Source organism: Acidovorax sp. MR-S7, from assembly GCF_000400995.2.
In the GTDB taxonomy this organism is placed as follows: Bacteria; Pseudomonadota; Gammaproteobacteria; order Burkholderiales; family Burkholderiaceae_C; genus MR-S7.
Window position 1 is genome coordinate 1 of the sequence record NZ_DF238891.1, and the last position, 16,421, is coordinate 16,421.

The 16,421-nt window shown below is 70.7% G+C and carries 15 protein-coding genes; 7 read left to right on the forward strand and 8 right to left on the reverse strand.

The window, feature by feature from the left end; genetic code table 11:
- Positions 1–72: 72 nt before the first annotated feature.
- Both AVS7_RS00005 and AVS7_RS00010 read left to right on the forward strand, forming a co-directional pair.
- Positions 73–633, forward strand: a complete 561-nt coding sequence (locus AVS7_RS00005) for a hypothetical protein (protein ID WP_255352326.1) — start codon at positions 73–75, stop codon at positions 631–633.
- A 105-nt stretch (positions 634–738) separates the two neighbouring features.
- Positions 739–1,725 (forward strand): ROK family protein, encoded by a 987-nt coding sequence (locus AVS7_RS00010; RefSeq protein ID WP_020226443.1) that lies wholly within the window; start codon positions 739–741, stop codon positions 1,723–1,725.
- A gap of 43 nt (positions 1,726–1,768) precedes the next feature.
- Here the strand turns inward: AVS7_RS00010 and AVS7_RS00015 are convergent, their stop codons facing one another.
- From AVS7_RS00015 to otsB, 3 genes are read right to left on the reverse strand one after another with little or no spacing between them, the layout of a single operon-like run.
- A complete protein-coding gene (locus tag AVS7_RS00015; RefSeq protein WP_020226444.1) occupies positions 1,769–3,151 on the reverse strand; it encodes a trehalose-6-phosphate synthase in 1,383 nt (460 codons plus the stop codon).
- Positions 3,151–4,956, reverse strand: coding sequence for a glycoside hydrolase family 15 protein (locus AVS7_RS00020; RefSeq protein WP_020226445.1), 1,806 nt, complete (start codon positions 4,954–4,956; stop codon positions 3,151–3,153). Before AVS7_RS00020 ends, AVS7_RS00015 begins: the two co-directional genes overlap by 1 nt.
- Positions 4,953–5,717, reverse strand: coding sequence for a trehalose-phosphatase (gene otsB, locus AVS7_RS00025; RefSeq protein ID WP_024000682.1), 765 nt, complete (start codon positions 5,715–5,717; stop codon positions 4,953–4,955). Before otsB ends, AVS7_RS00020 begins: the two co-directional genes overlap by 4 nt.
- Positions 5,718–5,817: 100 nt before the next feature.
- Between otsB and trxC the strand changes: the two genes are divergently transcribed.
- Complete coding sequence (trxC, locus tag AVS7_RS00030; protein WP_020226447.1) at positions 5,818–6,252, forward strand: thioredoxin TrxC; 435 nt, start codon at positions 5,818–5,820, stop codon at positions 6,250–6,252.
- 1 nt (position 6,253) lies between these two features.
- Here trxC and AVS7_RS00035 read toward each other — a convergent pair whose 3' ends face one another.
- Both AVS7_RS00035 and AVS7_RS00040 read right to left on the reverse strand, forming a co-directional pair.
- Positions 6,254–7,495, reverse strand: a complete 1,242-nt coding sequence (locus AVS7_RS00035) for a multifunctional CCA addition/repair protein (RefSeq protein WP_020226448.1) — start codon at positions 7,493–7,495, stop codon at positions 6,254–6,256.
- 30 nt (positions 7,496–7,525) lie between these two features.
- A complete protein-coding gene (locus tag AVS7_RS00040) occupies positions 7,526–8,461 on the reverse strand; it encodes a LysR family transcriptional regulator (RefSeq protein WP_020226449.1) in 936 nt (311 codons plus the stop codon).
- A 151-nt stretch (positions 8,462–8,612) separates the two neighbouring features.
- Here AVS7_RS00040 and AVS7_RS00045 point away from each other — a divergent pair, with 151 nt between their 5' ends.
- The 3 genes from AVS7_RS00045 to AVS7_RS00055 are packed head-to-tail and all read left to right on the forward strand — an operon-like array spanning position 8,613 to position 11,908.
- A complete protein-coding gene (locus tag AVS7_RS00045; RefSeq protein ID WP_020226450.1) occupies positions 8,613–9,602 on the forward strand; it encodes a tripartite tricarboxylate transporter substrate binding protein in 990 nt (329 codons plus the stop codon).
- Positions 9,599–10,678 carry a maleylacetate reductase gene (locus AVS7_RS00050; protein WP_020226451.1) on the forward strand — a complete coding sequence of 360 codons (1,080 nt, stop codon included), beginning with the start codon at positions 9,599–9,601 and terminating at the stop codon, positions 10,676–10,678. The genes AVS7_RS00045 and AVS7_RS00050 overlap by 4 nt, the downstream gene beginning before the upstream one ends.
- Before the next feature lie 33 nt (positions 10,679–10,711).
- The gene (locus AVS7_RS00055) at positions 10,712–11,908 is read left to right on the forward strand and encodes an amidohydrolase family protein (RefSeq protein ID WP_024000683.1); all 1,197 of its coding nucleotides are present in this window, start codon (positions 10,712–10,714) and stop codon (positions 11,906–11,908) included.
- On the opposite strand, the gene AVS7_RS00060 is transcribed toward AVS7_RS00055, so the two are convergent.
- Positions 11,905–12,588, reverse strand: coding sequence for a glutathione S-transferase family protein (locus AVS7_RS00060; protein WP_020226453.1), 684 nt, complete (start codon positions 12,586–12,588; stop codon positions 11,905–11,907). The genes AVS7_RS00055 and AVS7_RS00060 overlap by 4 nt on opposite strands.
- Before the next feature lie 172 nt (positions 12,589–12,760).
- A complete protein-coding gene (locus tag AVS7_RS00065) occupies positions 12,761–13,333 on the reverse strand; it encodes a 5-formyltetrahydrofolate cyclo-ligase (protein ID WP_020226454.1) in 573 nt (190 codons plus the stop codon).
- A gap of 14 nt (positions 13,334–13,347) precedes the next feature.
- Between AVS7_RS00065 and AVS7_RS00070 the strand changes: the two genes are divergently transcribed.
- Complete coding sequence (locus AVS7_RS00070; RefSeq protein WP_020226455.1) at positions 13,348–15,333, forward strand: lytic transglycosylase domain-containing protein; 1,986 nt, start codon at positions 13,348–13,350, stop codon at positions 15,331–15,333.
- 75 nt (positions 15,334–15,408) lie between these two features.
- Here the strand turns inward: AVS7_RS00070 and AVS7_RS00075 are convergent, their stop codons facing one another.
- Positions 15,409–16,089 (reverse strand): Fe2+-dependent dioxygenase, encoded by a 681-nt coding sequence (locus AVS7_RS00075; protein ID WP_020226456.1) that lies wholly within the window; start codon positions 16,087–16,089, stop codon positions 15,409–15,411.
- Positions 16,090–16,421: the final 332 nt, after the last annotated feature.

The following is a 16,421-nucleotide window of genomic DNA, read 5'->3' on the forward strand; positions in this document are numbered from 1 at the left end:
GCAAAGCCGCGCCAGCTCTTGCTCGACGCCATCGGAGTGCCGGTCATCAACACAGATTTGTGACAGAGCCAAATTCTACCGCCTACGTTCGATAGCTGGATGCGCATTCTGCAGGCTGTGCCGGGCAGCGTACTATGGTTGCTGCAGGACAACCCGTTCGTCCTGCCCAATCTGCAGCGCGAAGCGCAGGTACGCGGCATAGACCCGCAACGGCTGGTGTTTGCCCCGCGCATGGAGCTGGACATGCATCTGGCCCGCCACAGCCTGGCAGACCTGTTCCTGGACACCTTGCCCTATAACGCCCACACCACTGCAAGCGATGCCTTATGGGCTGGCCTGCCGGTATTGACTTGCGCGGGAGCGTCATTCGCTGGCCGTGTGGCTGCAAGCCTGCTGCACGCAGTGGGGATTCCTGAGCTGGTGACTGACAACCCTGCTGATTACGAAGCGCGCGCGATTGCGCTGGCTGGCGACTCTTCTCTGCTGCAATCAATTCGTAGCAAGCTGCGTGCACAGATTGCGACGGCGCCGCTATTCGACACCCAGCGCTTCGCACGAGACATCGAATCGGCCTATGTTGCTATGCATGCACGCAGCCAGGCAGGGCTTCCCCCCGACGTGATTGACGTCTGATATCAGCGACTCAGTGCTGGTGAGCTTCCTGCTGGTACAAGTGGCGATGAGCGTTTTGGCCCTTGTCCTGCACCGCTGGTACGGGCCGTGCGCGATGATGGGCGCATGTCGCAGCTTCCCGATTCCCATGTACTGGCCGGTGTGGACATCGGCGGCACCAAGGTCGCCGTGTGCCTGGCCGCCTTCTCCGACTCCGATGCTCCCCCGACGCTGCTCGCGCGCCTTGCCGAGCCCACGGTGAAGACCGGCGCGCCCGACGCGCTCGCGCGCCAGGTGCTGCGCCTGCTGGACGCGGCCTGTGCCGGGCGCGGCCTGGGGCGGGGCGACGTGGCGGCGGTGGGCGTCGCATCGTGCGGGCCGTTCGTGCGCGTGGACGGCATGGTGGAGGTCACCAACCCCAACATCTGCGGCGGCCTGGCCGGCGCGGCCCGCGGCCTGCACAACGACTGGACGCGCGTGCCGCTGCAGGCGCCGCTCGCGCAGGCGCTGGGCGCGCACGTGCACATCGCCAACGACGCCGTGGCCGCGCTGCAGGCCGAGCGCCGCTGGGGCGCGCTGCGCGGCGCGGCCGACTGCGCCTACGTGACCTGGAGCACCGGGATCGGCGTGGGCCTGTGCGTGGATGGGCGCGTGCTGCAGGGCAAGAACGGCAACGCGGGGCATGCGGGGCATTCCTTCGTGGGCGACGTGGCGGGCGAGCCCGCGGTGTGCGGCTGCGGCAACCGGGGCGACGTGGAGTCGCTGGTCGCGGGCAACGCGCTCCCGCGCCGGCTGGGCGTGGATGCGCCGGCGCTGCTGCGGGCGGCGGGCGCGGGGGATGGGGCGGCCCTCAATGAAGTGCGGGGGCTGTGCGTGCTCATGGGGAGGTTGCTCTACAACCTGGTGGCCACGCTCGACCTGCAGCGCATCAGCCTGGGCGGTGCGGTGTTCCTGCACCACGAGGCGCTGCTGCTGCCGCTGCTGCGCCAGGAGCTGGCGCGCTACTTTCCCGCGCTGACCGAGGGCGTGGAACTGGTGCGCGCAGGGCTGGGCGACCGCGTGGGCGATTACGCGGCGCTGGCGCTGCTCGGTGCGGATATTCAAAAAGAATAGCTGCTCGCGCTTGCTGGATAAGCGCTGGAGGCCGATTTGGCTTCTATTCCTGTTCTTCCCCTTCCAGCGCGCGCAGGAAGTTGCGCCGCCACCAGTGCACGTCGTGCTCGCCGATGCACGCCATCAGCCGCTGGTGCCGCGCCTGCCGCTCGGCCAAGGGCATGCGCAGCGCGGTCTGGATGGCCTCGGCCATGCCCTGCGTGTCGTAGGGGTTGACCAGCAGCGCGTCGCGCAGCTGCTCGGCTGCCCCTGCGAAGCGCGAGAGCACGAGCACGCCGGGGTCTTCGGGGTTTTGCGAGACCACGTATTCCTTGGCCACCAGGTTCATGCCGTCGCGCAGCGGCGTGACCAGCCCCACGCGCGACGCGCGGCACAGGCCGGGCACGCGCTTGCGCGCCACGGTGCGGTGGATATAGCGCAGCGGCATCCAGTCCAGGTCGCCGAAGTCGCCGTTGATGGCGCCGCACAGGCCTTCCAGCTCCTGGCGCAGGTCGGCGTAGGCGTTCACGTCGTCGCGGCTGGGCGAGGCGATCATCACCAGCGTGGCGCTGTGGGCGTTCTCCGGGTAGCGCTCCAGCAGCTGGCGGAAGGCCCGCACGCGGTGCGGGATGCCCTTGGAATAGTCCAGCCGGTCGATGCCTAGCAGCAGCTGGCGGCGCGAGTATTCGGCGCGCATTTCCTCATAGGTCTGCATGGCGTCGGGGGTGCGCCCCAGGCGCTGGAATTCCTCCACGTCGATGCCGATGGGGAACGCCGCCACGCGCACCGTGGCGTTGAACGCGCGCAGGCGCTGGGCGCCCAGGTCCTGCGCGTCGGCCTCCACGGTCATGTAGCGCGTGAAGTGGGCCACGTCGGCCTCGCTTTGCAGGCCCACGAGGTCGTAGGCGAAGAACGAGCGCATCAGCCACTCGTGCTGCGGCAGCGCGGCCAGCACCAGCGGCGGCGGCACGGGGATGTGCAGGAAGAAGCCGATGCGCTGGCGGCAGCCCAGCGCGCGCAGCTCGGCGGCCAGCGGGATCAGGTGGTAGTCGTGCACCCAGATCACGTCGTCCTCGCGCAGCAGGGGCAGCAGCTTGTGCGCGAACATGCGGTTCACGCGGCGGTAGCCGTCCAGGTAGCCGGAGGAGAAGTCGGCCAGGTCGAGCCGGTAGTGGAACACGGGCCACAGCACGCTGTTGGCGTAGCCGTGGTAGTAGGCGGCATGGTCTTCGGCGCAGAGGTTGACGCTGGCCAGCGTGACGCGGCCGGCCTGGCGGGTCTGCAGCTCGCCTTCGCCGGGCGTGCCGTGCGCAGCGACGGTGCCGCTCCAGCCGAACCACAGCCCGCCGGTGCGGCTGAGCGTGTCGCCCAGCGCCACGGCCAAGCCGCCGGCGGCGGGCTTGCGCGGGTCGGCCAGGCGGTTGGAGACGACGACGAGGCGGCCCATCAGATCACGCTGTCCCAGGGGGCCGACAGGCGCATGGCGGCGTTGATGATGCCCACCATCGAATACGTCTGCGGGAAGTTGCCCCACATCTCGCCGGTGGTGGCGTGCGTGTCTTCCGACAGCAGGCCCAGCGGGTTGCGCACGGCCAGCATGGCCTCGAAGATCTCGCGCGCCTGCTCGCGCCGGCCGGTGCGGGCCAGCGCGTCGATGCGCCAGAAGGTGCAGATGTTGAACGAAGTCTCGGGCTTGCCGAAATCGTCCGCCGCCTCGTAGCGGCGCATGTAGGGGCCATCGCACAGCGACCGCTCCATGGCGTCCAGCGTGTCCACGAAGCGCGGGTCGGTGGGGTGGATCAGCCCCACCTCGGCCATGAGCAGCACGCTGGCGTCCAGCTCGCTGCCGCCGAAGCTCTCGGCGAACGCGCGGCGCTGCGGATTCCAGGAGCGCTCCAGGATCTCGGCGCGCATGGTCCGCGCGTGGCCGTGCCAGTGGGCCGCGCGCTCGGGCAGGGCCAGCGCCTCGGCGATCTTGGCCAGGCGGTCGCAGGCGGCCCAGCTCATGAGGGCAGACGAGGTGTGGATGCGCGCGCGCGTGCGCAGCTCCCACATGCCCGCGTCGGGCTGGCCGTAGACCTGCACGGCGAGCTGGCCGATCTGCTCGAGCCGATGGAACTCGGCCGGACCGGCCGGGTGCAGCAGGCGCCGGTCGTGGAAGGCCTGGGCCGCGCCCAGCACGATGTTGCCGTACACGTCGTGCTGGAAGTGCTCGGCCGCCTGGTTGCCCACGCGCACCGGGCCCATGCCGCGGTAGCCGGGCAGGTGTTCCACGATGCTCTCGGGCAGCTCGCGCTCCAGCCCGATGCCGTAGAGCGGCTGGATGTGGCTGCTGCCCGCCTCCACCACCACGTTGCCGAGCCAGCGCAGGTAGTCCTCCATGGTGCCGATCTCGGACAGGCTGTTGAGCGCGCGCACCACGAAGAACGCATCGCGCAGCCAGCAGTAGCGGTAGTCCCAGTTGCGGCCGCTGTGCGCCGCCTCGGGGATGCTCGTGGTCATGGCGGCGACGATGGCGCCCGTGTCCTCGAACAGCGACATCTTCAGCGTGACGGCCGCGCGGATCACCGCGTCCTGCCACTCCAGCGGCAGATGCAGGCGCTGCGTCCAGCGCTTCCAGTAGGCGATGGTCTCCTGCTCGTAGTGGCGTGCGGTGTCGGCGATGCCGGTGGGCAGCGACTCGTCGGCGCCCAGCAGGAAGCTGTGCTCGCGGCCCACCACGAAGGGCTGGCCCGAGAGCACGTAGGTCACCGGCGCGTCGGTGTTCAGGCGCACCGTGAGCGCGGGGCCCACGTAGCGCACGTGGTTGCTGCCGCGCGTGATGGCGGGCGCGCTCTCGCCCCAGTCGTAGCGCACGTTCAGCAGCACGCGGATGCGCGGCGAGCCGCGCACCGGGCGGATGCGGCGCACCAGCATCACCGGCCGGAAGAGGCGCGAGCGCGCGAAGAAGCGCGGCGCGAAGTCGGTCACCTCCAGGCAGTTGCCGTGGGTGTCGGTCAGGCGCGTGCGCAGCACGGCGGTGTTCGGCTCGTACCACTGCTCGCTGCTGGCGAAGTCCTCCAGCGCGATGGCGAAGCGGCTGCCCTCCTCGCCGGGGTGCAGCAGCGCGTTGAACACCGGGTCGCCGTCGAAGCGCGGCAGGCAGCACCAGACCACGGTGGCCTGCTGGTCCACCAGCGCGCTGATGGTGCAGTTGCCGATCATGCCCAGCGCGAGCGAGTGCTGCGCGCCGGTGTCTTGCGTACTGCTCATGGATGGCACTCCCCGGCCAGGGCCGGCGCCTGCTGCGCCAGCGCTTGCGCGGCCAGGCGCAGCCAGGTGCGCACTTCGGCCGGGGAGCCCAGGCGCGCGTGCGCCTGAGTGGGGCCGTCGCCCACCTTGATGCCCACGCCGCCCAGGGCCTGCACGGCCGTGAAGCCGGCTTCGTCCGTCACGTCGTCGCCAATGAACAGCGGCACGCGGCCGGCGAACGGCGGCTGGCGCATGAAGTCCGCGATCGCGCGGCCCTTGCTCGGGCCGGCGGGCTTGGCCTCCAGCACGCACTTGCCTTGCAGCAGCTCCATGCCCGGGGCCTGGCGCAGCGCATCGTGCATGGCCTGCAGGCACAGCGCCTGCAGGTGCGGCGCGCGCCGGTAGTGCAGGGCGACGCCGGCGCTCTTGACCTCCACCAGCAGGTCGGGGTGCTGCGCCACCAGGGGGCGCAGCACGTCCAGCAGAGGCGCCAGCGGCGGCGCAGGCAGGCTGCCCGCGCGGCCGTTGCCCAGGCGGTACTGCGCGCCGTGCTCGCAGGCCATGGGCAGGCGCAGCGGGCACAGGTAGCGGTCGATGTCGGCCATGGTGCGGCCGGTGACGATGGCCAGCGCGCCGTGCAGTGCGGCATGCAGCGCCTGCAGGCCTTGCGGCACTTCGGGCAGCACGTGAATGGCGTGGGGTTGTGCGGCAAGGTCGGCGAGTGTGCCGTCGAAGTCCAGGAACAGCGCGTGCCGCGGCGTCAAAGGCGGAGGGGTATGCATCGCAGGCCACCATACCCCAACCGCGCGCGGCCGGTGTAGGCCGGGGGCGCACGGTAGCGTCGGTATTGAAAAAGGGCCCTGGGCTCCGCATCTGGCGGGCATGAGCGAAGCACTGCACATCGTTTGCCCCCATTGCCACACCACCAACCGCGTGCAGGCCGCGCAGCTCGGCAGCGCGCCCGACTGTGGCCAGTGCCACCGGCCCCTGTTCACGGGCGAGCCGCTGGCGTTGGACGCCGCCAGTTTCGACAAACACGTGGGCCGCAACCACGTGCCCGTGCTGGTGGACTTCTGGGCCCCCTGGTGCGGCCCCTGCCGGCAGATGGCCCCGGCCTTCGCCCAGGCCGCGCGCGAATTGGAGCCGCAGGTGCGGCTGGCCAAGCTCGACACCGAAGCGCAGCCGCAGATCGCGGGGCGCTACGGTATCCGCAGCATTCCCACCATGATCCTTTTCAAGGGCGGCAAGGAGGCGGCGCGCGTCTCCGGCGCCATGGGCGCGGCCGACATCGCGCGCTGGGTGCGCTCAGTTCCCTGATTCAGCCGCCGCGCAGCCACTGCGCCAGGGCGTCCTCGCGCGCGCGGCGTATCCATTCGCCCACCTGCGGCCCCCGCACTCCCGCGGCAGCGGCGCGCGCGGCCACCTCGGCCGTGGGCAGGGCCAGCGCGGCCTGCAGCGCCGCCCCGAGGCGCCCGCGCGGCGGGTAGGGTGCCTCCTCGAAACCCAGGCGCCCGCGCGCGTCGCATTCGCAGGCCAGCAGCACGTCGGCGAAGCGCGCGGGCTTGCGCAGCGCGTCGCAGCGCTCCAGCAGCCGCAGCAGGGCGGCGGCGCCCAGGTCTCCGCTGCGGTGGATGTTGCCGTGCTCGCGGGCCACCACGTCGGCCGTCTCGCGGCAGTCCACGGGCACGCGCAGGCGCTCGGCCACGCCCTTGAGCAGCCGGCTGCTGCGCTGCTCGTGGCCGATGTGGCGCGGCAGCACGTCGGCCGGCGTGGTGCCCTTGCCCAGGTCGTGCGTCAGGCAGGCGAAGCGCACGGCCAGCGGCGCGGCCAGGCGCGCGGACATGTCCAGCACCATCATCAGGTGCACGCCGGTGTCCACCTCGGGGTGGTATTCGGCGCGCTGGGGCACGCCCCACAGGCACTCCACCTCGGGCAGCAGCACGGCCAGCGCGCCGCAGGCGCGCAGCACCTCGAACATGCGCGAGGGCTTGTCCTCCATGAGGCCGCGCGCCAGCTCCTGCCACACGCGCTCGGGCACGAGGTGGTCGGCTTCGCCGGCTTCGACCATCGCGCGCATCAGCGCCAGCGTCTCGGGCGCCACCGTGAAATCGGTGAACCGCGCGGCGAAACGCGCCACGCGCAGGATGCGCACCGGGTCTTCGCGGAAGGCATCGGTCACGTGGCGCAGCACGCGCGCCTGCAGGTCGCGTGTGCCGCGGTATGGGTCGAAAACGGCTCCAGCGCCCGTCCAGTCAGCGGGAGCAGCTATCGCATTGATAGTGAGGTCGCGCCGCGCCAGGTCTTCCTCCAGCGTCACGTCGGGCGAGGCCTGCACCACGAAGCCGCGGTAGCCGCGCCCGCTCTTGCGCTCGGTGCGCGCCAGCGCGTATTCCTCGCGCGTCTCGGGGTGCAGGAAGACGGGGAAGTCGCGGCCCACGGGCAGGTAGCCCTGCGCGGCCATGTGCTCGGGCGTTGCGCCGACGACGACCCAGTCGTGGTCGTGGACGGGCCGGCCCAGCAGGCGGTCGCGCACGGCGCCGCCAACCATGTAGATCTGCATGCGGGGAGTGTAGGCGGCGCAGACGCGGAGCTATGGTGCGGCGTGTGCGCCCAGGGCAGCATCCCACACCGACGGAGTGCCGATCCGCTGCTGCAGATGCTCGGTGAACGCACGGATGCGCGCGCTCGCGCGTGGCAGTGCACGCAGCAGGTAAATGCCGCTTTCCGGAGGCGGGCTGGCGTCGGAAAGCGTGATCAGCACCAGACGCCCGGCGCCGATATCCGCGCCTGCCGACCAGTTGGGCATGAGTGCGATGCCCAGCCCCTCCAGCGCGGCGAAGCGGCGCGCGTCGCAGTCGTCGCACTCCAGGACAAACCGTGCGTGCTGTGCCCACTGGCCATCGCCCAGTTCGCGCCAGCCGCGCACGCTGGTGCTGTGGCGCCGGTCGATGAGACGGTGGCGAGCGAGATCCGCCAGTGTGTGGGGCATGCCGTAGCGTTCGAGGTACGACGGCGCGGCGCATAGGAGATAGCGGTGGCTGCCGATGCGCTGGCCGATAAGGCTGCTGTCGGGCTGCTGCCCCACGCGCACCACCACATCCATGCGCTCGACCACCGGATCCACGACGCGCTCGGTCAGCTCCAGTTCCACGCGCAGGTGCGGGTGGCGTTCGCCGAGCTGGCCGAGCATGGGAATCACGTAGCGCCGCGCGAAGGCGGGCAGGCAGCTCACGCGCAGCAGCCCCTGCACGGTCTGCTCCAGGGAGATGACCTCCGAGCGTGCCTCCGTCATATCGTGGAGGATCTTCACGGCGCGCTCATAGAGCACTTCTCCCGCCTCGGTGGGCACCAGCGCACGCGTGGAGCGCACGAACAGCGGCACTTTCAGCTCGGACTCCAGTGCCCCAATCTGCCGCGCCACCGAGGAGGCCACCATGCCACGGCGGCGCGCCACTTCCGAGAAGCTCTGGGTGCGTGCCACGTCTACGAAGATCGACAGGTTTTCTGCGAATTTGACGGTTTCCATCTGTGCGTGATGTGCAAAGGCTTTTGGCGTGGAGGAGGGATTATCGAAAGGAGCTGGTGTGCCTACGATGCCGTGGATCCCGGCATCTTGGCAATTTTGGCAAAGAACGCTGCGGGTGTGCACTCTCATCCACCCTACACAGGAGACAGCCATGAACCTTTCACCCCTTCCTTCCCGCGGCCGCCGCCTGCTGCTGGCCGCAGCCCTTGGGGCCTGCGCCTGGGCCGCTGCCGCCAGCCCGGCCGCGGCGCAGGCATATCCTTCCAAGCCGGTGACCGTGGTCGTGCCCTTTGCGGCGGGCGGCACGGTGGACAAGGTAGCACGGCAGGTGCAGCAGGTGCTCCAGGACAAGCTGGGACAGTCCGTCATCATCGACAACCGCGGCGGGGCGGGCGGCACCATCGGCATGGCACATGTGGCCAAGTCGGCTCCTGACGGCTACACGGTGGCGATGGTCTTCGACTCCTACGCTACCGAGCAGCACATGTACCCGCGCCTGCCCTACAGCCACGAGCGCGACCTGACGGGTGTGTCGTACATGGTGCGCTCGCCCATGGTGCTGGCGGTGAACGCGGCCAGCCCGTACCAGACCCTGGCGGACTACATCGCCACGGCGAAAAAGAGCGGCGTGTCGTTCGCGTCGGTGGGGTCGGGCAGCTCCAACCACCTCGCGGCGGAGTTGTTCCACCAGACCGCGGGCACGAGCGGCATCCATACTCCCTACAAGGGCGGTGGTCCGGCGGTGTCGGACCTGATCGGCGGCCATGTGGACTCCATCATCGCCAGCCTGCCGCTGGTGCTGCAGCATATTCAGAGCGGCAAGCTGCGTGCTCTCGCGGTGACCGCTCCGCGGCGCGTATCCGCGCTGCCCGGGGTGCCGGCGATTGCCGAGACCTTCCCGGGGTTCGAGATCTATTCCTGGGTGGGCATGGTCGCTCCGGCGAAGGCCCCCGAAGCCGTGCTGGACACGCTGGCGGCAGCGACCACCGCCGCTTTGCGTGATCCGGGTGTCGCTCAGCGCATGCAGGAATCCGGCTTCGAGGTGGTCGCGGGTGGACGTGAGGAGATGAATCGCCTCGTGCGCTCGGAATCCGTCCGCTGGGGCCAACTGATCCGCAAGCTCAACATCACTGCGCAATGACGATACGCACTGCATTCACCTACCAGGCGCGCGCGCAGCGCGTCGTGTTCGGCGCGGGCAGCCTGGCCCGGCTTCCCGAGGAAATGCACGCACTGGGGCTGTGCCGGGCACTGGTGCTGTGCACGCCGGCGCAGCGTGCCCAGGCCGAGCAGGTGGCCGTGCTGATCGGCCCGGCCCAGGTGGCCGGTGTGTTCGATCAGGCCGTGATGCACGTGCCCATCGGCACTGCCCACGCTGCGCGCGAGGCGGCGCGCGCACGGGGAGCGGACTGTGCTATTGCCATCGGCGGGGGCTCGACCATTGGCTTGGGCAAGGCCATTGCGTTGGATACGGATCTGCCCGTGCTGGCTGTGCCCACCACCTACGCGGGTTCGGAGATGACGCCTATCTACGGCATCACGGAGGATGGCCTGAAGCGGACCGGCAAGGACGACCGTGTGCTGCCGCGCAGCGTGGTCTATGACCCCCTGCTCACCGGAGGCCTGCCGCTGGCCCTGAGCGTGACCAGCGCCATCAACGCCATCGCCCACGCGGCCGAGGGGCTGTATGCGATGGATGGCAATCCGGTCATGGACCTGATGGCGCAGGAGGGTATCCGCGCGCTTGCACAAGCCATCCCCGCCCTTCATGCGGGAAGCCTCGACGGCGCTTCCAGCGCGCGCGCCGGCGCGCTCTATGGGGCCTGGCTGTGCGGTGCGGTGCTGGGCAGCGTGGGCATGGCGCTGCACCACAAGCTCTGCCACACCCTGGGCGGCAGCTTCAACCTGCCCCACGCGGAGGTGCACACGGTGGTGCTGCCGCATGCCCTGGCCTACAACGGCCCGGCCGCGCCGCTGGCCATGGAGCGCATTGCGCGGGCGCTGGATGCGCCGCACGCAGCGCAGGGCGTGTATGACTTGGCGCAGCGCCATGGCGCTCCGGTGGCGCTGCGCGACATTGGCATGCGGGAGGCCGATCTGGAGCGCGCCTGTGATATCGCCCTGCAGACGCCCTATCCCAACCCGCGCCCGCTGGAGCGGGCGGCGTTGCGGCAACTGCTGCAGGACGCATACGAAGGGCGGAGGCCACTCCGTTAGATTGATGGGCTGCCAAACATAGAAAGACTGTCCATGCGCCCACCGTCCGACCTGTTGATCCGCAACGTCCGCCCCCTGGGCGGAGCGCCTGCCGACGTGCTCTTGCGCGCGGGCTGCATCGCCGCCGTCGGCCCCGCGCTGGCCGCACCCGCGGGCTGCGCAGTGGAGGAGGGCGGCGGCGCGCTTCTGCTGCCCGGCCTGGTTGAGAGCCACACGCACCTGGACAAGACGATGTGGGGCATGGACTGGTACCGCAACGAGGTTGGCCCGCGCCTCACCGACAAGATCGACAACGAGCGCGCCTGGCGCGCCGCCAGCGGGCACGACGCGGGCGCGCAGTCGCTCGCGCTGGCCCGGGCCTTCCTGGCGCGCGGCACCACGTGCGTGCGCACGCACGTGGACGTGGACACGCAGGCCGGCCTGCGCCATGTGGAGGGCGTGTTGCGCACGCGCGCCGCGCTGCAGGCGGTGCAGCGCATCCAGGTGGCGGCGTTTCCGCAGTCCGGCCTGCTGGGCCGCCTCGGCACGGCCGAGCTGCTGGAGGCGGCGCTGGCCGCCGGGGCCGACGTGCTGGGCGGGCTGGACCCGTGCGCCATCGACGGCGACCCGGTGCGCTCGCTGGACACGCTGTTTGCCATCGCCGAGCGGCGCGGAGTGCCGCTGGACATCCACCTGCACGAGCCGGGCGCCATGGGCGCGTTCTCGCTCGGGCTGGTTTTGGAGCGCACCGCCGCGCTGGGCCTGCAGGGGCGGGTGGCGGTCAGCCACGGCTTCTGCCTGGGCGACGTGCCCGAGGCCGAAGGCCGCGCGCTGCTGGAGCGCATGGCGCGCCTGGGCGTGGCGCTGGTCACCAGCGCGCCGCCATCGCGGCCCGTGCCGCCGCTGAAGATGTGCCTGGAGGTCGGCGTGGTGGTGGCGGGCGGCAACGACGGCATCCGCGACGCCTGGACGCCCTACGGCAGCCCCGACATGCTGGAGCGTGCCATGTTCATCGGCCTGCGCCACAACCTGCGCCGCGACGACGAGATCGCGCTGGCGCTCGGCTGCGTGACGCAGGCCGGCGCGCAGGCCTGCGGCTTCTCGGATTACGGCCTGGCGCCCGGCTGCCGGGCCGACCTGGTGCTGGTGGATGCGCAGGCCGTGGCACACGCGGTGGTGGCGCGGCCCGTGCGCAGGCTGGTGGTGTCGGGCGGGCGCATCGTGGCGCGCGGTGGCGAATTGATCGTTTAGCGCCCCAGCCGGTACGGCTCCTCGAATTCGCGGAAGTCGGCTTCGGCCAGTGCGCCGTCGATCCATGCCTTCACGCCGGGCAGCGCCTGCACGCGCTGCACGTAGGCGGCGATGGCTTCCGGCAGCGGCAGGGCGTAGGTGGCCAGGCGCATGCATACGGGGGCGTAGAACGCGTCGGCGATGGTGAAGGCGCCGAACAGCATGGGGCCGCCGTGCTGCTCCAGCAGCGCGCTCCACATCTGCACCAGGCGCTGCACGTCGGCGCGCACGCCGGCCTGATCGCGCCAGAGCAGGGCGCCCACCTCGGGCAGGCGCGCCTCGATGTTCATCGGGCAGTGGCTGCGCAGCGCGGTGAAGCCGCTGTGCATCTCGGCCGTGACGCTGCGTGCGCGGGCGCGCGCGGCCTTGTCCTGTGGCCACAGGTGCTTGTCGGGGTGCGCCTCGGCCACGTATTCGGCGATCGCCAGGCTGTCCCACACGCTCACGCCGCCATCGACCAGCACGGGCACCTTGGCCGTGGGAGACACGGCCTGGAGCTGGCGCTTGAATTGCGAGCCGGCGTCGAAGCTGTCGAAGCGCACGGGCACTTCCTCGAAGGCGATGCCTGCCTGGCGCAGCAGCACCCAGGGGCGCATGGACCAAGACGAATAGTTCTTGTTGCCGATGTAGAGCTGGAGCATGGTGAGCCTTTTTTGGTGGAGCCAGGTATGCGTTACATGCAGCACTGAAGGCGGGTGCGGCCCAGGCGCGGGTAGCCGCGCAAGGGCCGCCCCGCCGCGCTGGCTGCGTCCTCCCTCCCACGCGGAGCGTGAGAGAGGGGGGAAGACGCGAAGCGTCTCAGGGGAGTGTTCCTCATACCGGCCAGACGACGCCGTTGTCGTTGAGGATGGCGTCGAGCGGCAGGTCGTGCGGCTCGGGCTCGAAGTCGTCCAGGTAGCCCACGGTGTAGCCCAGCCCCACGGTGGCCGGGCGCGGCTGCAGGCTGGCCAGCGTGCGGTCGTAGAAGCCGCCGCCGTAGCCCAGGCGGTAGCCGCCAGGGCCGTAGCCCACGCAGGGCACGAAAAGCAGCGTTGGCACGATCAGCTCGGTGTCCTTGGGCTTGGGGATGCCGTAGGCGTCTTCCTCCATGGGGCAGCCGGGGTACCAGGCGTGGAAGGTGAGGGTCTTGTGCGCCTTGTTCACCACGGGCAGGCCGATACGGCGGCGCTGGGGCTCGTCGAGCAACTCGCCGTCTTCCTTCCAGCGGTGCAGGGCGGGCAGGGGGTCGAATTCGCCCTTGATGGGCCAGTAGGCGCCGATCACAGTGTCGCTCTGGTTCAGCAGCCACAGGCGCATCACGCGCTGCAGCGCGTCGGCCCGCTGCAGGCGGTCGGGCAGGTTCAGGCGCTCTTCTACCAGTGCGCGACGCAGGGCTGCTTTGTCCATTACATAATTCCCGGATGCAATTGCTGCCGAAGATTTTGACACCGCTCGTCGCTGCCGCGGCGATCGCCCTGGCAGCGCCGCTGGCCATGGCGCAAAACCGCGGCGACGAGGCCCTGCTGGAGATGCGCCAGGCCTTCCGCAAGAGCGACCGGCCCAAGCTCGCCGGGCTGCTGCCCGCCGCGCGCGGCCATGTGCTGGAGCCCTGGGCCGCCTACTGGGAACTGCGCGCGCGGCTGGAGGAGGCGCAGCCTGCCGAGGTGGAGGCCTTCCTGCGCCGCTGGGCCGGCACCTACCAGGAGGACCGGCTGCGCAACGACTGGCTGCTGCTGCTCGGCCAGCGCCGCGAGTGGGACCGGTTCGCCGAGGTGCACCCGCACTTTCGCATGTCGGACGACCGCGAGGTGCGTTGCTACGCGCTGGTGATCGACCAGCTCAAGGGCACCGCCGCCGAGGATGCGGGCGCCGAGGTGCTGCGCAACTGGTACGCGCTGCGCGACGTGGACGACGGCTGCTCCAACGCTGCCGCCGAGATGCTCGCCGCCAAGAAGATCAAGCCCATCGACGTGTGGCGCAAGGCGCGCCAGGCCGCAGAGGCCAACCGCCTGCGCGCCGCGCGCAAGGCGGTGGAGATCGTCGCGCCCGATGCGCTGCCGCAGCTGCGCGAGGCGCTCGACGCGCCCACCAAGTACCTCACCGGCCGCGCCACGGCCCGGGGCAAGGAGCGGCAGGAGCTGGTGGTGCTGGCCCTGGTGCGCATGGCCATGAGCGACACGGCCGCCGCCGCGCGCCTGCTCGACAGCAAGTGGGGCCCGCAGCTCTCGCCCGAGGAGCGCAACTGGCTCTGGGGCCTGATCGGCAAGCAGTCGGCCATCGCGCTGTCGCCCGATGCGCTGGGCTACTTCGGCAATGCGAGCCGCGACGCCGACCTGACCGATGACATGCTGGCCTGGAAGACGCGCGCCGCGCTGCGCGCCGGCCAGTGGAAGCTGGCCGGCCGCAGCATCGACGCCATGAGCCCCGCGGCGCGCCAGGACAGTGCCTGGACCTACTGGAGGGCGCGCGCGCTGATGTCCAACCGCCCCGGTGACGAGGACCGCGTCAACGCCCGCCGCCTGTTCGAGAGCATCGCCGGCACCACGGGCTTCTACGAGCAGCTGGCGCTGGAAGAGCTGGGCGAGCGCGTGGTGCCTCCGCCCGCGCCCGCGCCGCTGAGCGACGAGGAAAAGGCCGCCGCGCGCGCCAACCCGGGCCTGAACCGGGCGCTGTACGCCATCCTGCTGGGCTTGCGCAGCGAGGGCGTGCGCGAGTGGAACTACACCACCAACCTGCACACCCCCGGCGGCATGGGCGAGCGCGATCTGCTGGCAGCGGCCGACTTCGCCTGCCGGCAGGAGGTGTGGGACCGCTGCATCAACACCAGCGAGCGCACCAAGGGCGTGATCGACATGGCGCAGCGCTTTCCCATGCCGTTCCGCGGCGCGGTGGTGGAGCGTGCGCAGGGCATCGGGCTGGACCCGGCCTACGTCTACGGCCTGATCCGGCAGGAAAGCCGCTTCATCATGGACGCGCGCTCGGGCGTGGGCGCCTCGGGCCTCATGCAGGTCATGCCGGCCACGGCGCGCTGGACGGCGCGCAAGATCGGCCTGGCGGGCTTCACGCCGGACCAGATCTACGACCGCGACACCAACATCACCATCGGCACGGCCTACCTCAAGCTGGCGCTGGACGACTTCGACGGCTCCATGCCGCTGGCCGCCGCCGCCTACAACGCCGGGCCGGGCCGCCCGCGCAACTGGCGCAACGGGCCGGTGATCGACGCGGCCATCTGGGCGGAGAACGTGCCCTTCACCGAGACGCGCGACTACGTGAAGAAGGTGCTGGCCAACACGGTGAACTACGCGGCCATCCTCACGGGGCAGCCGCAGTCGCTCAAGAGCCGGCTGGGCCTCGTCGGCCCGCGCGACGCGGGGCGCCCGGAGCCCAACAAGGATTTGCCCTGATGCTATCGAATAAGGAGCTGCTGGCGCTTGCTGCATAAGCGCCAGAGGTCGATTCGGCTTGGATCCAGGCGCCGCCTACACCTCGGCCCACAGGCGCAGCAGGTTGTGGTAATGCCCCGTCAGCGTGACCGTCTCGGGCGTCTCGCCCAGGCGCGCGCGCAACTGCTGGATGGCCTGGTCCATCTCGAACAGCATGGCGCGGCGTGCGTCGTCGCGCACCATGCTCTGCGACCAGAAGAACGAGCACACGCGCTCGCCGCGCGTGACGGGCTCCACGCGGTGCAGGCTGGTGGCGGGGTAGACGATCAGGTCGCCCGCGGGCAGCTTGACCTCGTGCGTGCCGTAGGCGTCCACCACCACCAGCTCGCCGCCGTCGTAGTCCTCGGGGTCGCAGAGGAACAGCGTGCTCGACACGTCGGTGCGCAGCCACCCGGGCGCGCCCGGCACGCGGCGCACCGAGCCGTCCACGTGCAGGCCGTAGGTCTCGCCGCCCGCGTAGCGGTTGAAGAGCGGCGGCGCCGTGCGCGCGGGCAGCGCCGCGGCGAAGAAGACCGGGTTGGCCGCGAGGGCCTGCAGGATCACCTGGCCCTGCGCGATCGACACCGGCGAGGTGTCGGGCAACTGCCGGTTGCGCTTGACCTGCGCGCCTTGGCTGCCGGCGGTGGCGCGGCCGTCCACCCAGTCGGCGGCGTCGATGGCGGCGCGCATCTGGCGCACCTGCTCGCGCGTGAGCACCTGGGGGATGTGCAGCATCATGGTGGAAGCTCCTCAATGAAAAAGCCCCGGCGCAGGGCGTGTCATCCAATAATTCCCCACGCGCTGGCCCCGCAAGGGGGATGGATGCGCGAAGCGCGGCGCGGCCAATAGCCGCAGCTATTGGCAAGCCGTGCGACAAAGCAGACGCCCCATTGCGGAGCCAGCCCGCAGGGAGGGGCATCCGGGCGGCGCATTGCGTCGTTGCGGCTCGCTTGCGTAGCCGAGCTACGCGGCACTCACCGCGCCTAGCACTGCACCGCCCGGATGCCCCTCGCGTGGTGAATTATTGGATGACGCGCCCTGGGCCGGGGCGCAAGCGTAACGCCCGCGCG

What these genes read in the sequence shown, in the direction of transcription:
- AVS7_RS00010 (WP_020226443.1), top strand. Translation starts at nt 739, where the DNA reads ATGTCGCAGCTTCCCGATTCCCATGTACTGGCCGGTGTGGACATCGGC.
- AVS7_RS00015 (WP_020226444.1), bottom strand. Translation starts at nt 3,151, where the DNA reads ATGGGCCGCCTCGTCGTCGTCTCCAACCGCCTGGCCGACCCGCGCAAG.
- AVS7_RS00020 (WP_020226445.1), bottom strand. Translation starts at nt 4,956, where the DNA reads ATGAGCAGTACGCAAGACACCGGCGCGCAGCACTCGCTCGCGCTGGGC.
- otsB (WP_024000682.1), bottom strand. Translation starts at nt 5,717, where the DNA reads ATGCATACCCCTCCGCCTTTGACGCCGCGGCACGCGCTGTTCCTGGAC.
- trxC (WP_020226447.1), top strand. Translation starts at nt 5,818, where the DNA reads ATGAGCGAAGCACTGCACATCGTTTGCCCCCATTGCCACACCACCAAC.
- AVS7_RS00035 (WP_020226448.1), bottom strand. Translation starts at nt 7,495, where the DNA reads ATGCAGATCTACATGGTTGGCGGCGCCGTGCGCGACCGCCTGCTGGGC.
- AVS7_RS00040 (WP_020226449.1), bottom strand. Translation starts at nt 8,461, where the DNA reads ATGGAAACCGTCAAATTCGCAGAAAACCTGTCGATCTTCGTAGACGTG.
- AVS7_RS00045 (WP_020226450.1), top strand. Translation starts at nt 8,613, where the DNA reads ATGAACCTTTCACCCCTTCCTTCCCGCGGCCGCCGCCTGCTGCTGGCC.
- AVS7_RS00050 (WP_020226451.1), top strand. Translation starts at nt 9,599, where the DNA reads ATGACGATACGCACTGCATTCACCTACCAGGCGCGCGCGCAGCGCGTC.
- AVS7_RS00055 (WP_024000683.1), top strand. Translation starts at nt 10,712, where the DNA reads ATGCGCCCACCGTCCGACCTGTTGATCCGCAACGTCCGCCCCCTGGGC.
- AVS7_RS00060 (WP_020226453.1), bottom strand. Translation starts at nt 12,588, where the DNA reads ATGCTCCAGCTCTACATCGGCAACAAGAACTATTCGTCTTGGTCCATG.
- AVS7_RS00065 (WP_020226454.1), bottom strand. Translation starts at nt 13,333, where the DNA reads ATGGACAAAGCAGCCCTGCGTCGCGCACTGGTAGAAGAGCGCCTGAAC.
- AVS7_RS00070 (WP_020226455.1), top strand. Translation starts at nt 13,348, where the DNA reads ATGCAATTGCTGCCGAAGATTTTGACACCGCTCGTCGCTGCCGCGGCG.
- AVS7_RS00075 (WP_020226456.1), bottom strand. Translation starts at nt 16,089, where the DNA reads ATGATGCTGCACATCCCCCAGGTGCTCACGCGCGAGCAGGTGCGCCAG.